At 67.8% G+C, this 16,524-nt stretch carries 14 protein-coding genes; 6 read left to right on the top strand and 8 right to left on the bottom strand.

Annotated features, from left to right (window positions below; all coding sequences use genetic code 11):
* Positions 1-13 precede the first annotated feature (13 nt).
* The 3 genes from mnmC to HNP55_RS12415 all read left to right on the top strand — a co-directional run bounded on the left by mnmC (position 14) and on the right by HNP55_RS12415 (position 5,418).
* A complete protein-coding gene (gene mnmC / locus HNP55_RS12425) occupies positions 14-1,912 on the top strand; it encodes an FAD-dependent 5-carboxymethylaminomethyl-2-thiouridine(34) oxidoreductase MnmC (RefSeq protein ID WP_184299676.1) in 1,899 nt (632 codons plus the stop codon).
* A gap of 187 nt (positions 1,913-2,099) precedes the next feature.
* Positions 2,100-3,689: a M4 family metallopeptidase gene (locus tag HNP55_RS12420; RefSeq protein ID WP_184299674.1), complete on the top strand. Its 1,590-nt coding sequence runs from the start codon at positions 2,100-2,102 to the stop codon at positions 3,687-3,689.
* A gap of 175 nt (positions 3,690-3,864) precedes the next feature.
* Entirely contained in the window at positions 3,865-5,418 is a 1,554-nt protein-coding gene (locus HNP55_RS12415; RefSeq protein ID WP_184299672.1) for a methyl-accepting chemotaxis protein, read from the top strand.
* Here the strand turns inward: HNP55_RS12415 and rpiA are convergent, their stop codons facing one another.
* The 5 genes from rpiA to HNP55_RS12390 form a co-directional block, all read right to left on the bottom strand.
* On the bottom strand, positions 5,419-6,078 hold the full coding sequence (gene rpiA, locus HNP55_RS12410) for a ribose-5-phosphate isomerase RpiA (protein ID WP_184299670.1): 660 nt from the start codon (positions 6,076-6,078) through the stop codon (positions 5,419-5,421).
* A 33-nt stretch (positions 6,079-6,111) separates the two neighbouring features.
* On the bottom strand, positions 6,112-7,611 hold the full coding sequence (locus HNP55_RS12405) for a carotenoid oxygenase family protein (RefSeq protein WP_184299668.1): 1,500 nt from the start codon (positions 7,609-7,611) through the stop codon (positions 6,112-6,114).
* An 11-nt stretch (positions 7,612-7,622) separates the two neighbouring features.
* Positions 7,623-8,057, bottom strand: a complete 435-nt coding sequence (locus HNP55_RS12400; RefSeq protein ID WP_184299666.1) for a DUF2141 domain-containing protein — start codon at positions 8,055-8,057, stop codon at positions 7,623-7,625.
* 138 nt (positions 8,058-8,195) lie between these two features.
* Positions 8,196-9,326 carry a 3-deoxy-7-phosphoheptulonate synthase gene (locus HNP55_RS12395; RefSeq protein WP_184299664.1) on the bottom strand — a complete coding sequence of 377 codons (1,131 nt, stop codon included), beginning with the start codon at positions 9,324-9,326 and terminating at the stop codon, positions 8,196-8,198.
* 37 nt (positions 9,327-9,363) lie between these two features.
* Positions 9,364-10,287 (bottom strand): DMT family transporter, encoded by a 924-nt coding sequence (locus HNP55_RS12390; protein ID WP_184299662.1) that lies wholly within the window; start codon positions 10,285-10,287, stop codon positions 9,364-9,366.
* Positions 10,288-10,401: 114 nt separating this feature from the next.
* Between HNP55_RS12390 and HNP55_RS12385 the strand changes: the two genes are divergently transcribed.
* The 3 genes from HNP55_RS12385 to HNP55_RS12375 are packed head-to-tail and all read left to right on the top strand — an operon-like array spanning position 10,402 to position 12,900.
* On the top strand, positions 10,402-11,340 hold the full coding sequence (locus HNP55_RS12385; RefSeq protein WP_221439557.1) for a LysR family transcriptional regulator: 939 nt from the start codon (positions 10,402-10,404) through the stop codon (positions 11,338-11,340).
* Between the two features lie 53 nt (positions 11,341-11,393).
* Positions 11,394-12,434: a quinone-dependent dihydroorotate dehydrogenase gene (locus HNP55_RS12380; protein WP_184299661.1), complete on the top strand. Its 1,041-nt coding sequence runs from the start codon at positions 11,394-11,396 to the stop codon at positions 12,432-12,434.
* A 4-nt stretch (positions 12,435-12,438) separates the two neighbouring features.
* Positions 12,439-12,900 (top strand): CYTH domain-containing protein, encoded by a 462-nt coding sequence (locus HNP55_RS12375; RefSeq protein ID WP_184299659.1) that lies wholly within the window; start codon positions 12,439-12,441, stop codon positions 12,898-12,900.
* Here the strand turns inward: HNP55_RS12375 and parC are convergent.
* Genes parC through HNP55_RS12360 form a run of 3 tightly spaced genes read right to left on the bottom strand, consistent with a single transcriptional unit; the run spans position 12,887 to position 16,487 of the window.
* The gene (gene parC, locus HNP55_RS12370; protein ID WP_184299657.1) at positions 12,887-15,265 is read right to left on the bottom strand and encodes a DNA topoisomerase IV subunit A; all 2,379 of its coding nucleotides are present in this window, start codon (positions 15,263-15,265) and stop codon (positions 12,887-12,889) included. The two genes, HNP55_RS12375 and parC, sit on opposite strands and share 14 nt — an antisense overlap.
* Positions 15,262-15,954, bottom strand: coding sequence for a lytic transglycosylase domain-containing protein (locus HNP55_RS12365; RefSeq protein WP_184299655.1), 693 nt, complete (start codon positions 15,952-15,954; stop codon positions 15,262-15,264). The genes parC and HNP55_RS12365 overlap by 4 nt, the downstream gene beginning before the upstream one ends.
* Positions 15,951-16,487, bottom strand: a complete 537-nt coding sequence (locus HNP55_RS12360) for a GNAT family N-acetyltransferase (RefSeq protein WP_184299653.1) — start codon at positions 16,485-16,487, stop codon at positions 15,951-15,953. Before HNP55_RS12360 ends, HNP55_RS12365 begins: the two co-directional genes overlap by 4 nt.
* Between the last annotated feature and the right edge of the window lie 37 nt (positions 16,488-16,524).

The following is a 16,524-nucleotide window of genomic DNA, read 5'->3' as shown; positions in this document are numbered from 1 at the left end:
TACGATGCCCGCCATGAAAACCCAGCCCATCACCCCTGCCGAGATCGACTTCACCGACCCCGCCGCCCCCAGCGCGCCGGCCTTTCAAGACGTCTATCACAGCCACGCCGGGGCGCTGGAGCAGGCCCGTCATGTCTTTCTGGCCGGCAATAGCCTGCCCGGGCGCTGGGCAAAAAAGCCGCGCTTCGTCATCCTGGAAACCGGCTTTGGCCTGGGCAATAACTTCCTGGCCACCTGGCAGGCCTGGCGGCAAGACCCGCAGCGTTGCCAGACCCTGGTCTTCATCAGCATCGAAAAACACCCGCTGCGCAAGGACGATCTGGCTCGGGTCCAGCGGCCACCCGAGCTGGCCGGTCTGGCCCAGCAATTGCACGAGGCCTGGCCGCCGCTAACGCCCAATCTGCACCGCCTCGGCTTCGAGGGCGGGCGGGTGCAGCTGCTGCTGGGCCTGGGCGATGTGCATCTGTGGATGCGCGAGCTGGTGGCCGAGGTCGACGCTTTTTATCTGGACGGGTTCAGGCCCGCCAGCAATGCCGAGATGTGGGACAAGCATCTGCTCAAGGCCCTGGCCCGGCGCGCCGCCCCGGGCGCCACGGCCGCCAGCTGGAGCGTGGCGCCGCAGCTGCGCGAGGGGCTGATGGCCGCCGGCTTCAGCCAGGAAAGACAGCGCGGCTTTGCCAACAAGGGTGGCATGTGCGTGGCCCGTTACGAGCCGCGCCACCAGGCCCAGAAGCCCGCCGGCCGCGAGGCGCTTGCGCCCCAGGCCCAGCATGCCCTGATCCTGGGTGCCGGCCTGGCCGGTGCCGCCTGCGCCTGGGCCCTGGCGGCGCAAGGCATCAAGAGCACCCTGATCGATGCCCGCCCCGGCCCGGCCCAGGCGGCCTCGGGCAATCCCGGCGGGCTCTACCACGGCACGCTCAACCCGGACGACGGTCTGCACGCCCGCTTCAATCGCGCGGCCGCCCTGGCCACCGCCCAGGCCTTGCGCGACCTGCCGCCCCTGCCCTGGCGGCAGCAAGGCCTGCTGCGCCTGGAGCAAGCGCGCGACCTGGCCCAGATGCAGGCCTTGCTGCAGCGCCTGGGCCTGCCGCCCGACTATGTGCAGGCCCTGAGCCAGGCCGAGGCCGCCGCCCTGTCCGGCCTGGCCCTGCCCGGCCCGGCCTGGTTCTACCCCGCCGGCGGCGCCCTGCCGCCACCGGCCTATGCCCAGGCCTTGCTCGATGCCGCCGGGCCGGCGGTCGACACCCGCTTCAACTGCCGGGTCGCGCGCATCGACTCGCTGGGAAGCCGCTGGCGGCTGTGGGACGAGGCCGGTCGGCTGATCGCCGAGACCGACTTGCTGGTGCTGGCCGGCGGGCATGAGGCTCAGGTCTTGCTCGCCCAGCTGGACCCGGGCCTGGCCAGGCGCCTGTCGGTGATGCGCGGCCAGCTCAGCCACCTGAGCCCGGCCGAGCCACGCCCCAAACTGCCCGTGGCCGGCCTGGGTTATGCCATTGCGGACCGCGCACAAGGCCTGTGGTGCGGCGCCACCAGCCAATTGGACGACACCGAGCCCCGCCTGCGTGACGCCGATCATCAGCGCAATCTGGGCCAGTGGCTGAGCCTGAGCGGACAGGCCGACAGCAGGGCCACGATCCAGGGCGGCCGCGTCGGCTGGCGCCTGGCCACACCGGACCGCCTGCCCCTGGTCGGCGGCCTGCCCCAGCCGGGCTATGGCGGCCGCCAGGACCAGGCCCGCTTCATTCCCCGTCGGCCCGGCCTGGCCTTGTGCACGGCCATGGGCTCGCGCGGCATTGCCTGGGCGGCGCTGTGCGCCCAGGTGCTGGCGGCGCAAATCAGCGGCACCCCGATGCCGCTGGAAGCCAGCTTGCTGGACGCCATCGACCCGGCCCGTTTTCTCCTGCGCGAATGAGCCGCCGACCTGTCAACTCTTACAGGATGGGCGTTGCTTTGATGTGAATCAGGGAAACACTGGATGCTGAAATTTGTGCGAGCAGCGGACATTCGAGTCCTCGCCAAGGCGGCCCCTCTACTCCGGGGGTTGACCGTTGGCGAGCCAACCCCCGAAACCCGGAGATTCTCGAATGACAACACGGTCCATGTCCCGCAACACCTTCCGCCAAGCCAGCCTGGCGCTGTCCATCGCCACCGGCCTCGCGGCCCTCAGCCTGGGCGCGCAAGCCCAGGTACAGGAACACAGCCAAGCCCAGCGGGCCAGTGCCTTCAGCAAGGCCCAAGGCCATATCGAATCCTTCCGTGGCCGCAGCCTCAGCGATGCCGACCACAGCTTTGAAGCCCGCGACCTGGTGGTCGACGAGGACGGCGCCGAGCACGCCCGTTTTGACCGCCGCTACAAAGGCCTCAAGGTGCTGGGCGGCGATCTGATCGTGCACTCCGGCCGTCAAGGCGCTTTGCAGTCGCTCCGCCAAACGCTCAACCGCCAACTCCAGATCGACACCAGCCCCAAGCTGCGCGCGGCCGAAGCCAATCGGATCGCCCTGCAACAACACGGCGGTGAGCTGCTCAGCAAGCAGCCCGAGCTGATGATTTACGCCCGCGGCGATCTGCCCGCCCTGGCCTGGGATGTGCGCAGCTTCCAGACCAAGGCCGATGGCACGCCCTCGGAAATGCACATCATCGTGGACGCGCAAAACGGCCGCGTGCTGGAAGCCTGGGACGATATCCACACCGCGGCCGCCAACGGCACGGGCAAGACCCTGTACAGCGGCAATGTGCTGCTGACCACCAATAGCGTCAGCGGTGGCTACGAGTTGCGCGACCCCAGCCGCGGCAACACCTACACCATCAATATGGCCAACCGGACCAGCGGCGGCAGCATCCTGAAAGACAGCGATAACAGCTGGGGCAATAACGCCACCAGCGACAGCACCAGCGCCGCCACCGACGCCCAGTTCGGCACCGCTGTGACCTGGGATTACTACAAGAATGTGCATGGCCGCATGGGCATCGCCAACGACGGCAAGGGCGCCTACAACCGCGTGCACTACAGCCGCAACTACAACAACGCCTATTGGTCGGACAGCTGCTTCTGCATGACTTATGGCGATGGCGACGGCACGTCCCTGCGCCCCCTGGTCTCGCTGGACGTGGCCGGCCACGAGATGACCCATGGCGTGACCAGCCGCACGGCCAATCTGACCTACTCGGGCGAGTCCGGCGGCTTGAACGAAGCCACCTCCGACATCTTCGGCACCATGGTCGAGTTCTACGCCGCCAATGCCAACGACAGCGGCGACTATCTGATCGGCGAGAAGATCATGATCGGCCGCAGCTTTATGCGCAGCATGATCAAGCCCAGCGCCGACGGCGCCTCGGCTGACTGCTGGTATGCCGGCGTGGGCAATCTGGATGTGCACTACAGCTCGGGCGTGGCCAACCACCTCTTCTTCATCCTGGCCGAAGGCACGAACAGCCCGCTGGGCGCCAGCCCCACCTGCGTGGCCGGCAATACCCGCGTGGCCACCGGCAATGCCAGCCTGAGCGGCATCGGCCGCACGGCCGCGGCCAAGATCTGGTACCGCGCGCTGACCACCAAGATGACCTCGGCCACCAACTACGCCGGCGCCCGTGCAGCCACCCTGGCCGCCGCCGCCGAGCTGACCGCCACCCTGGGCAGCGACTACTCGGCCCAGGTCGCGGCGGCCTGGTCTGCGGTGGGCGTCAACTGATAGGCAGTTTCTGCAAGCACGAATGCAAGGGCCCTGCGGGGCCCTTGCTTCTTGGGGCAAATTTTGGGCGACTCCCGGCGCGAGCGTGCGCACTGCGCCCCTGGCGACTCAGCAATCGCCCGAAAACGTCGATGTAAACCTCTGTCCTCCCCGATGTTTTCCGAAGAAAGTTTGCATGCCTGCTTCCCAACTGTCCGGCCGCTCAATCGGTCGTCGTTTGAATTTCTCCTTCTCCCTCGTGCTCTTGATTGCCCTGGCCGGCTCGGCCATGGGTTTCTGGTCCCTGCAGAAAGTGGCGGATGAGACCGCCAGCATGTATGGCGAGACCCTGCTCTCCGAGCGCCTGGCCAGCGACTGGCAGCGCAATATCGTCGGCGGCATCTACCGGTCCACCGCCATCGCGGTCAGCAAGGACAAGGAACTGGCCGATTACTTCAGCGCCTCTGCGGCCGAATCCACCCGCCAGTCCGGCGAACTGCAAAAGCGCCTGGACGCCTTGCTGACGACGCCCCATGAGCGGCAGATGTTCGAGCAGCTGAGCCAGGGCCGGCAGGCCTATCTGGCCGCGCGCGATGCCATGACCCAGGCCAAGAAAAGCGAGGACGGCCAGCGCGCCAGCGAGATCTTCAACCAGCAATACCTGCCGGCGGCCGGCCAGTTCCAGGACACCATCAAGCAGATCGTGCAGGAGCAGCGCGACGAGCTGGACGCCGCCGCCCAGCGCGTCGCCCAGACCAATAGCCGGGCCCGCATCGCCTTGCTGGTCTTCGCCGCCTGCGCCCTGGCCGCCGGAGCGGCCCTGGCCCTGCGCCTGACCCGCTCCATCGTGCGGCCGCTGAGCCAGGCAGCCGCCTCGGCCGATGCCATCGCCGGCTTCGACCTCAGCCGCCAGATCGTGGTGAACTCGGCCGACGAGACCGGCCAGCTGCAGCAGGCGCAGAAGGTGATGCAGGAGTCCCTGATCCGCCTGATCGGCGAGGTGCGCAGCTCCACCGACAGCATCAGCACGGCCAGCGCCGAGATCGCCACCGGCAACCACGACCTCTCGGCCCGCACCGAGCAGACGGCCTCCAATCTGCAAGAGGCGGCGGCCTCCATGGCCCAGCTGACCGGCACCGTGCGCCAGACGGCCGAGTCGGCCGTCACCGCCAATCAGCTGGCCAACTCGGCCGCCGAGGTGGCACGCCGCGGCGGCACGGTGGTGGCCCAGGTGGTCAGCACCATGGAGGACATCAGCGCCAGCTCACGCCGCATCACCGACATCATCGGCACCATCGATGGCATCGCCTTCCAGACCAATATCCTGGCCCTCAATGCCGCCGTCGAAGCGGCCCGGGCGGGCGAGCAGGGGCGTGGCTTTGCGGTCGTGGCCTCCGAGGTGCGCAGCCTGGCCCAGCGCTCGGCCGAGGCCGCCAAGGAGATCAAGACCTTGATAGGCGCCAGCGCCGAGCGGGTCGAGTCCGGCACCCAGCTGGTGCAGGACGCCGGCAGCACGATGAGCGATATCGTCGCCAGCGTGCAGCGGGTCTCGGACATCATCGCCGAGATCAGCGCCGCCTCGCGCGAGCAGAGCGAGGGCATCCACCAGGTCAACAAGGCCGTCGGCCAGCTGGATCAGATGACCCAGCAGAACGCCGCCCTGGTGGAAGAATCGGCCGCCGCGGCCGAGAGCCTGCGCGACCAGTCCGGTCGCCTGGCCTCGGCCATCGCGGTGTTCAGGCTGGCCTGATCAGAAGGCCAGGGTCTTGACGCCCTCGGCCGTGCCCAGCAGGCAGACCGAGGCACGGTTGCGGGCAAACACGCCCACGGTGACCACGCCGGGCCACTGGTTCACATCGGCCTCGAAGGCTTGCGGGTCGGTGACTGCCAAGCCGCGCACATCGAGGATGTGGCCGCCGTTATCGGTCACCACGCCGGCGCGCAGGCTTGCTTGCGCGCCCAGGGCTGCAAAGCGGCGGGCGATCTGGGCCGCGGCCATGGGGATTACCTCCACCGGCAGCGGGAACTGGCCCAGCACCTTGACCAGCTTGGACTCGTCGGCGATGCAGACGAATTGCTCGGCCAGGTCGGCGACGATCTTCTCGCGCGTCAGCGCCGCGCCGCCGCCCTTGATCATGTGGCCGGCATGGTCGATCTCGTCGGCGCCGTCGATGTAGACGCCCAGGGACTGCACCTCGCTGGCCTCGAACACCGGGATGCCCAGCGCCTGCATGCGCTCGGTGGAGCGCAGCGAGCTGCTGACCGCGCCCTTGATCTGCAGGCCGCTGGCGGCCAGGGCGTCGATAAATTTGTCCACCGTGGAGCCGGTGCCGACACCGATGATGCTGCCGGGCTGTACGTATTGCAGGGCGGCTTGGCCCACCAGGGTCTTGAGTTCGTCTTGAGTCATGGCTGATGCTGGAGAGGGATGAAATGCCGCGCATTATCCCGCCGCGTAGAACTTGCCGTGGAAGCCGTAAGTCACCCAATAGGGCAGCCAGACCTTGGCCAGCGGGCCCGCATCCAGGGCTTGGGCATCAAACACGCTGGCAAAGCTGCGCTGGCGCCGGCTGTCATAGCAAAGCCCCAGCAACCAGCCCTCGCCTTCCCGGCCGCTGCCGGGCTTGGGCACCAGCACATGCTCTTCCACCACCACCTCATTGCCAAAGCAGTAGCGCTGGCGGCGGCCGCTCTGCAGGTCCAGATGCAGCAGGCCGTTGAAGCCCCAGCGCGCACCGGTCTCCAGCGCCGTGGGGTAGTAGACATGGCGGTAGCGCTGCGCCACCACCCGCGGGTCCACCACCGGGAACTCCACCTCCTCGTCACGCGACTGCAGCTCGACCCGGCCGCTGGCCAGATCTATCTTCATGAAACGGGGGCTTGAGGCCTGCTTGCTGAGCGGCCGCTCGCCCTGCATCAGCTGCTTGAAATCCTCTGTCAGCAAGGGCATCTCGCGCGACTGCACATAGTCCAGTTGCAGGGTCTGGCCATCGTCCCAGGCATTGCCGAAGTGGAACACCATGCAGGCCGGAATCTCCAGAATGCGGCGGTGGCTGAAGTCGGCCTTGGCAACCACCAAGACCTTGCACGACTCCGCCGCCTGCCAGCGCAAGGCCCCGGCCATGCTGGCACCGGCGCGCAAGGTCTCGACATCCAGATGCAGGGGCGGCAGCAGGAACACCAGATAGTTTTGCGAGACCACGAAGTCGTGCACAAAAGCCGTCGAGGCTGGCACGGCAAAGACCTCGCTGCGCAAGACCTGACCCCGGGCCGAGATCTGGTAGAGCGCCATGCGCCCGGCCATGGTGCCGAAGTTCCACACCGTACCGTCCGCCTCCACCTTGGGGTGGGCCGAAAAAGGCATGCCGGCCAAGTCCGGCGCCCAGGTCTTGAGCCCGCGGGTACTCAGCGTTAGCGGATCCAGTTCGTGGGCGCTGCCGCCCTCCCACAGGGCGTAAAGCTTGTCCTGCTGCAGCAGCACGCTGGTATTGGCGACATTCATGCCGTCCGAACCCCGCGTCGGCATGCGCGGCTCGATCGCCGTGCCAAAAGCGGGCAGCAGAAAGCGTCCGGCCGCGCTCTCGGCCTTGAACTTGGCCGTTTGCACAAAACGGGCCTGGTGGCTGGCACGGCCATCGCCAAAACGCCAGGCCTGCACCAGGCCATCACCGTCAAACCAATGCTGATAGCGCTGCCCGCCGCGCGCCATCAGGGCGGGCCCGTTCTTGTAGTAGACGCCGCGCAACTGCCTGGGTAGGCGGCCTTCGATCTGCAGATCCTGGGCCGCCAGGTCCTGGCCGTTCAGGCCCTGAAAAGGCAGCAGCTCGGGGGCGCTGCCGAAGGAATTCGACAGCGGGGCGCCCAGGGCCCAGGCTTCTTGCAGGCTGTTCAGGCCCAGGCCGGCCAGCCCGGCCTTGAGGAGTTCACGTCTTTGCATGACCATGATGCGCCCCCTCAGTTGAGTTGCACGACGATGCGCGTACCGGGCTTGACGCTGAACTGGGCCTTGTCAAAGGCCGGCGGGCCGAACATGCCGGCGGCATTATTGGAAAAGCCGTAGGGCTCGGTCGGCATGCCCATGGCATTCATGTCCAGGCGGCCATTGCCGTTGACGTCGTGGCTGACGTTGAGGGCCAGATTGCCCTCGGGCAGCTCGCGCAGCTGGATCAAGACCTTGCCGTCCTTGCGCTCGGCCGCCTGGGCCTTGAACACCAGCACCGGCTTGCGCAGCCAGTCCTTGGCCTCGGCAAAGACGCTGACCAGGAGCTGGCCCTGCTCCTCGCTCACGCCCTGGACCTCCAGCTCCATATCGGCGGCAGGGCTGCTCTGGGCCAGCAGCAGGCCGGCGGTCAGGAGCAGGGCAAGGGGAAAGGACGGCAGAGTCTTCATGGCGGCACCTCGAGGGCTGGTTGGCGATGGGCGCACTCTAGGTGGCACGCCCCCTGCCCTCCACCGCCTTGCGACCAAAGCGGCCGCCAAGTCGCCAAAGCCCTGAATCAGGGCGCCAGTGGTGGGCGCCCGGTGTTTTCAGCGCCCCGCGACGCGGCGCTGCCGCACGGCCGCGGCCAGTTCGCGCAGCAAGGGCTCGGTCTGGCCCCAACCCAGGCAGGCGTCGGTGATGGAGACACCCGGCTTGAGATCGGCCTTGGTCTGGCCCGCGGCCAGGTCCTGGCGGCCCGGCTGCAGATGGGACTCGATCATCACGCCGGTGATGCGGGCGTCGCCACCCGCGATCTGGGCACCCACATCGCGGCCCACCTCGATCTGGCGCTCGAACTTCTTGCTGGAGTTGGCATGCGAGAAATCGATCATCACCTGCTCGCGCAGGCCGGCCCCGCGCATGGCCGCACAGGCCGCCTCCACCGAGGCCGCGTCGTAATTGGGCGCCTTGCCGCCGCGCAAGATGATGTGGCAGTCGTCATTGCCGCGGGTCTCGAAGATGGCGGCAGCGCCCATCTTGGTCATGCCCATGAAGGCATGGCTGGCCTGGGCCGCCAGCACCGCATCGCTGGCCACCTTGATGCCGCCATCGGTGCCGTTCTTGAAGCCGACCGGGCAGCTCAGGCCCGAGGCCAGCTGGCGATGGCTCTGGCTCTCCGTCGTGCGCGCGCCGATGGCGCCCCAGGCGATCAGGTCCGAGATGTATTGCGGCGACAGCAGGTCCAGGAATTCGGTGCCGGCCGGCAGGCCCAGGGCCGTCACATCCAGCAGGAGCTTGCGCGCCAGGCGCAGGCCCTCGTTCATATGGAAGCTGCCGTCGATGCGGGGGTCGTTGATATACCCCTTCCAGCCCACGGTGGTGCGCGGCTTCTCGAAATAGACGCGCATCACCAGCAGCAGATCCTGGCGCAACTCCTCCTCGGCGGCCTTCAGCAGGCGGGCATAGTCCATGGCCTGGTCGTGGTCGTGGATGGAGCAAGGCCCCACCACCACCAGCAGGCGATCGTCGCGGCCGTGCAGCACATCGCCGATCTCGCGGCGGGCCCGCTCCACCAGCTCCAGCGAGGCGCTGGGCAGGGGCAACTCGTCCAGCAGCAGGGCGGGCGAGATCAGCGGGCGCACCGCGCCGATGCGGGTGTCATCGGTGCGAGTGGTGTCACGGGTCTCGTCGCGCGAGCCCACTTCGTGGTCGTGATGGAGATCGTCCAAGGGCGTCATGCAGGGCTCCGGCAGTCTTGAGGGATTGCCTTCATTATCAACGCCGCGCTGCCCAGGCCACGCTCAAGCCAGAGAGCGCGAAGCCCATCAGGGCCAAGCCGCTCAGGTGCTCGCCTAGCAGCAGCCAGCCCAGCAAGGCCGACACGCCCGGGATCAGGAAGAACAGCCGCGCCACCGCGCCCGCCGAACCCCGCCTGAGCATCACAAACATCAGGCTGAAGGCGCCGATGGAATTGACCAGGGCCAGCCATAGCGTGGCGACGCCTAGCTGCCAATGCCAGCGCATGGCAAAGCCCTCTTGCGCGCCCGCCAGGCCCGCCACCAGCAGCGCGGCCACGGCCAGTTGCACGCAGCTGCCGCTGCGCAAATCGGTATTCGCGCAAAACTGCTTTTGGTACAAGCTGCCCAGCACCAGGCCCAGCAAACCCAGCAGCGCCGCGCCATAGGCCGCCCAGCCCGCCGCGCCCGCCATGGGCTTGGCCGCCACCACCAGCAAGACGCCGCCCAAACCGCCCAGCAAGGCCAGGCCCTGGCGCGGCCCCAGGCGCTCGCCCAGCCACAGGCGCGCGGCAAAGGCCGTGGCCAACGGCATCAAGCCTATGGCCAGCGCCGCCACCCCGGCCGGCAGGCCCAGGCGCAAGGCCTGGTAGACGCCGATGAAATGCAGGCCCTGCACCAGCAGGCCCACCACCGCCAGATGCAGCCAGGCCCGGCCGCGCGGCCAGGGCGCCTTGCTGAGCACGCTCAGGCCCAGCAAGAACAAGGCGGCCAGGCCGAAGCGCAGGCTCAGCAAGGTGTAGGGCCCGGCAAACGGCAGGGCCAGCTTGCCCGCCACATAGCCGCTGCTCCACAGCAGGATGAAGAGCAGGGGCAGGCTCAGGCCGGCCCAGGCGGCCAGGCCCCGCGGCCTTGCGGGCAAACGAACCGATGGCAACGCCAGAGTGGGTGACGAGTGAGGCATGGCAAGCTCCTGTGATGAACAGGGTTCGACTGTAGAAATCGGTGGCCCGGCGCACAATCCAGCTCACAATCACAGCAATGTTTCCAATTCAAGAACAATGACTGGAGTGCCGCCATGGGCCGTCTGGAAGACCTGCAATGCCTCGCCAAGGTGGTGGACAGCGGCAGCTTTTCCGCCGCCGCACGGGCCCTGGGCACGAGCAAATCCGCCGTCAGCAAGCAGATCGGCCGCCTGGAATCCGAGTTAGGCCTGCGCCTGCTGCATCGCAGCACCCGCAGCCTCAGCCTCAGTGCGGCAGGCCATGCCGTCCATGCCCAGGGCCTGCGCGTCATCGAGGCCGCCCAGGCGCTGGAGGCCGAGAGCGCCGGGCAAAGCAGCCAGCCGCGCGGCCTCCTGCGCCTCAGCACCTCCACCGCTTTCGGCAATCTGCAGTTCACCGCCCTGCTGGCCGAGTTCTGCCAGCGCTACCCGCAGCTGCAAGTCGTGCTGGGCCTGAACGACCGCTATGTGGACCTGGCCGAAGAGGGCTTCGACCTGGTGCTGCGCCTGACCAGCCAGCCTGCGCCCGGCCTGGTGGCGCGGCGCCTGGCCGAGATCCGCTACGTCTTGTGCGCCGCCCCCGACTACCTGGCCCGCATGGGCCGGCCCGAGACCGTGGCCGAGCTGGCCGCCCACCGCTGCCTGCGCTTCGGCTATCTGCACAGCCCCGAACGCTGGACCTTTGCCCACGCCCGGCAGGGCGAGCAAAGCGTGGCCGTGCAGGGCGCGCTGCGTTTCGAGAGCGGCCTCACCGTCAACAGCAGCGAGTCCCTGCGCGTGGCCGCCCTGGCCGGCATGGGCTTGGCCATCCTGCCCACCTACGCCATCGGCCCCGACCTGCGCGCCGGCCGCCTGCAAGCCCTGCTGCCAGATTGGCGCCCGGTCGGCGGCCTGGCCGAGGCCGACACCCTCTACGCCGTCTATCTGCCCAGCCGCTTCCCCGCCCCCAAGCTGCGCGCCTTGATCGACTTCATGCTGGAGAAAATGGGGGAGGTGGCGCCCTGGGATCGGTAAGGGCCAAATCGGCTACCCAGGCCTCATCCGGGCCAATGCGACAATCCGCCGCTATGTCTTTGATCCCCTACGCCCTCACCCGCCCCTTTCTGTTCGGCCTCGATCCCGAGCATGCTCACGAGCTGACCCTGGCCTCGATCGCCAAGCTGCAGAACACGCCGGCGCAATGCCTGTGGTCCCAGCCCCGGATCCAGGACCCCCTGACCCTGGCCGGCCTCAAATTCCCCAACCGCATCGGCCTGGCCGCCGGCCTGGACAAGAACGGCCGCTGCATCGACGGCCTGGGCGCCATGGGTTTTGGCTTCATCGAGGTGGGCACGGTCACGCCCAAGGGCCAGCCGGGCAATGACAAGCCCCGCATGTTCCGCCTGCCCGAGGCCCAGGCCTTGATCAACCGCCTGGGCTTCAATAACGAGGGGCTGGCCAGCTTTCTGGCCAATGTGCAGCGCGCCCGCTCCTTCCGCGCCGCCGGCGGCCTGGTGGGCCTGAATATCGGCAAGAACGCCGCCACCCCGATAGAAAACGCGGTGGACGACTATCTGCTGGGCCTGGACGGCGTGTTCCCGCATGCGGACTACATCACCGTCAATATCTCCAGCCCTAACACCAAGAATCTGCGCGCCCTGCAAAGCGATGCGGCGCTGGACGCCCTGCTGGGCGCCCTGCAGGAGCGCAAGCTCAAGCTGCAAACCCAGGCCTCGCGCCAGGTGCCTATGTTCGTCAAGATCGCCCCCGATCTGGACGAGGCCCAGGTCAGCGTCATCGCCCACACCTTGCAGGCCAATGGCATCGACGGCGTGATCGCCACCAACACCACCATCTCGCGCGAGGCCGTCAAGGGCCTGCCCCATGCGGAAGAAGCCGGCGGCCTGTCCGGCAAGCCGGTGTTCGAGGCCAGCAACCAGGTCATACGCCTGCTGCGCGCGGCCCTGGGCGCCAACTTTCCCATCATCGGCGTGGGCGGCGTGCTGAGCGGCGAGGACGCCCGCGCCAAGCTGCAGGCCGGCGCCGATCTGGTGCAGATCTACACCGGCCTGATCTACAAGGGCCCGGCCCTGGTCAGCGAATGCGCGCGCGCCATGGCCAGGGTCTGAAGCCATGGGCCTGGAGATCGAGCGCAAATTCCTGGTGCTGGGTGAGGCCTGGAAGGACGGCGGCCCGGGCGAGTTCATCAGCCAGGGCTATCTGAACCGCGACCCGGCCCGCACGGTGCGGGTGCGCATCAAGGGCGAGTCCGCCTGGTTGACCATCAAGGGCCGGAACGAAGGCCTGGCCCGGGCCGAGTTTGAATACCCCCTGCCGCTGGAAGATGCCAAGCAATTGCTGGCCCTGTGCGAGGGCCCGCGGGTCGAGAAGATACGCCGCGAGATTGCACATGCCGGCATGCTCTGGGAGGTGGACGAATTCCTGGGCGATAACGCCGGCCTGGTGGTGGCCGAGATCGAGTTGGGGCACGCCGAGCAGGGTTTTGAGCGCCCGGCCTGGCTGGGCGCAGAGGTCAGCCAGGACGCCCGCTACTTCAACTCACAGCTGGCCGCCCACCCCTTCAAGCGCTGGTAAGCACCCGCAAGACCTTCTGGAAGGCCTCCACCGCCTTGCCCTTGCGGGCGCGCTTGCCGGCATAACTGGCCAATCCGACGCCCTTCAGCACCTCCTCCTTGGGCTTGGCACCGCGGCCCAGGCCCACGACCAGCAGGCTTTGGCTGAAGGCAGCCACGCTCAGCAAGGCGTCCTTGGGCTCCAGATCCATCAGGGTCAGGCCGCGGCCGCCCTTGGGCTGGTGCTTCAACTCATCCAGCGCATAGGTCAGCAAGCGGCCTTGCAGCGACAAGCAGGCCAGTTGCACGCCCAGCACCTCGCCCGTGGGCACCAGGGCCGGCGGCAGCAGCTTCTCATCGCCTTCCAGGCTGAGGAAGGTCTTGCCGGCCTTCTGGCGGCCGACCAGATCACCCAGGGCCGCGATCAGGCCAAAACCGCCCGTGCCCGCCAGCACCAGGCGCTGGCCGCTGGCACCGGCCAGGTAATGTGCAATCTGCGTGCCCGATTCCAGCTCGATCAAGGTGGTGATGGGCTGGCCATCGCCCCGCCCACCCGGCAGCACCGAGACCGGCACCGAGTAGACCCGGCCATTGCTGCCGAAGACGATCAGCGGGTCCACGCTGCGGCATGGGAAGGTGCCGTAGAGCTGGTCGCCCGATTTGAAGGCCAGGGCCGCCGGGTCCACCTCGTGGCCCTTGAGCGCGCGCACCCAGCCCTTCAGGCTCACCACCACGGTGACGGGTTCATCGACGATGCGGACCTCGGCCGTGGCCTTTTTCTCGGCCTGAATCAGGGTGCGGCGCTCGTCGCCGTACTGCTTGGCGTCAAGCTCGATTTCCTTGACCAGGGTGCGCTTCAGGACGCCGGGGTTGGCGACGATGTCTTGCAGCTTGATCTGCTCTTCGCGCAGCGACTTCAGCTCCTGCTCGATCTTGATCGCCTCCAGCCGCGCCAACTGGCGCAGGCGGATTTCGAGAATGTCCTCGGCCTGTCGATCGCTCAGGCGGAAGCGCTCGATCAGCGCCGGCTTGGGCTCGTCGGCATTGCGGATGATGCGGATGACCTCGTCGATATTCAGCAGCACCAGCTGCCGGCCTTCCAGCACATGGATGCGGTCCAGCACCTTCTTCAAGCGGTGCTCGGTGCGGCGCAGCACGGTGGCCTGGCGGAAGCCCAGCCACTCGGCCAGCATCTGGCGCAAGCTCTTCTGCGTGGGCCGGCCGTCGGCGCCAATCATGGTCAGATTGATGGAGGCCGAGGTCTCCAGGCTGGTGTGGGCCAAGAGCGTGGTGATCAGGTCTTGCTGCTCCACCGTGCGGCTCTTGGGCTCGAAGACCAGGCGCACGGCCGCCTCCTTGCTGGACTCGTCGCGCACGCAGTCCAGCACGGCCAGCAGGCTGGCCTTGAGTTGCAACTGCTCCTGGCTGAGCGTTTTCTTGCCGGTCTTGACCTTGGGGTTGGTGAGCTCCTCCACCTCCTCCAACACTTTTTGCGAGCTGGTGCCGTGGGGCAGCTCGGTTACCACCAGCTGCCACTGGCCGCGGGCCAGATCCTCGATCTTCCAGCGCGCGCGCAGCTTCATGCTGCCGCGGCCTGACTGGTAGGCCGAGCGGATATCGTCGGCCGAGCTGATCAGCTGGCCGCCGCCGGGGTAGTCCGGGCCGGGCAGCAGGGTGAAGAGCTCATCGTCCGTCAGCTTCTCATTCTTCAGCAAGGCCACGGCGGCGCTGGCCACCTCGCGCAGATTGTGGCTGGGCACCTCGGTAGCCATGCCGACCGCAATGCCGCTGGCGCCGTTCAGCAGCACAAAGGGCAGGCGGGCCGGCAGCTGGCGCGGCTCCTGGGTGGAGCCGTCGTAATTGGGCACGAAGTCCACCGTGCCTTCGTCGATCTCGTCCAGCAGCAGGCGCGAGATCGGGGCCAAGCGGGCCTCGGTGTAACGCATGGCGGCGGCGCCGTCGCCGTCGCGGCTGCCGAAATTGCCCTGACCGTCGATCAGCGGGTAGCGCTGCGAGAAGTCTTGCGCCATGCGCACCAGGGCGTCGTAGACCGACTGATCGCCATGCGGGTGAAAACGGCCCAGCACATCGCCCACCACGCGCGCGCCCTTGACCGGCTTGGCCCCGGTGGCACCGCTGAAGCTCAGGCCCATGCGCTCCATCGAGTAGAGGATGCGGCGCTGCACCGGCTTCTGGCCATCGCAGACATCGGGCAGGGCCCGGCCCTTGACCACGCTCAGCGCATATTCGAGGTAAGCACGCTCGGCGTAATCGCCCAGGCTCAGGGCGTCGCCGGGCTCGTCGAAAGCGGGGGTGGGCGAAGTGGGTGGAACGGGAGGCTGGGCCGGCTGATCCGGCGAATCGAAATCGATGGGAGTCTGGTTCATGGTTGAGAGGAGTGAATCTTCAGATGCTGGGCCTGGGCGGGCAGGCGTTTCTGCAAGAGCGCCCAATACAGCTCCAGCACCAGATGGACATGGGCCTGGGTTTCGAGAATCGGCGGCATGCGCCCGCCGGCACGGCGCACCGCGCCCTCGCCGGCATTCCAGGCCGCCAGGGCCGCGTCGATGCGGCCAAAGCGTTGCATCAAATCGGCCAGCATGCGGGCCCCGGTCAGCACATTGGTGCGCGGGTCCAGCAGACGCTGCGCCAGCTCGGGCGCGGCGATGCCGGCATAGCGCTCGCCCGCCACCGTGGTGATCTGCATCAGGCCGAGGGCGCCGCGCGGCGAGACGGCATCGCGTTTGAAGCCCGACTCCACCGCGATGATGGCCTTGAGCAGCTCCATGTCCACGCCGTGCGCCTGGGCCGCCTCGCGCAGAAAAGGCTGCACCGCCTTGACCTCGGGCGCGATCTCCAGCCAGGTCAGCAGGCCCAGGCTGCCGTCGGTCTTGCCGGGTACGCGGCCTGGCTCCGCGGACTTGTCCTGCTTGCCGGCCAGGACCAGGCTGTACTGCCCCGACAAGGGCTTGCCGGCCAGATGGGCCACGCCTTGCGCGTCCACATAACCCCATAGCTCGGCGTGGGCCGCAGCGGCCCAGCTCAAGGCGGCCAAGCACAGGGCACGGGCGATCATGGCTGTTGTTCCTCGCCCAGGGCCACACGGGCCTGGTATTCGCGGTCCAGCATGGACATGACGATCAGGCTGTCGTAACCGTCCGCGCCCTCGGCCGTGATGCGCACGCTCTCACGCAAACGGCCCTCGGTGACAAAGCCCTCGCTCTCGTAGAGCTTGAGCGCGCGCACATTGAGCGCCTTCACATCCAGCCAGAAGCGGTGGGCATGCAGCTGGGTGAAGGCCATTTTCTTCAGCAGGCGCAAGGCCTCGCGGCCCAGGCCCAGGCCCTGGCCCTGGCGGGCCAGCACGATGCGCTTGAGCTCCACCGAGCCATGCGGGTTGCGGCAGCCCTGGAAGATCACAAAGCCGGCGCGCTCCAGCGCCGGCCCGGCCTCGATGATGAAGTGGCGCGAGTCCGGGAAGCGCAGCGCGCCCTCGTGCTGCACCCGCTCCCAGGGCGTGATGAAGGGGCGGTTGGCGCCGTCCTGCTCGACCGAAACCACATAGTCCAGGTCGGACAGCATGCTGGGACGCAGATGGATCTTCGACATCACGGAATGAGTTTGCTTTCACCCAGCAGAGACCGCA

It is taken from the genome of Roseateles oligotrophus (assembly GCF_014204525.1).
Classification (GTDB): domain Bacteria; phylum Pseudomonadota; class Gammaproteobacteria; order Burkholderiales; family Burkholderiaceae_C; genus Paucibacter_A; species Paucibacter_A oligotrophus_A.
This window is presented reverse-complemented; position numbering and strand designations above follow the sequence as displayed.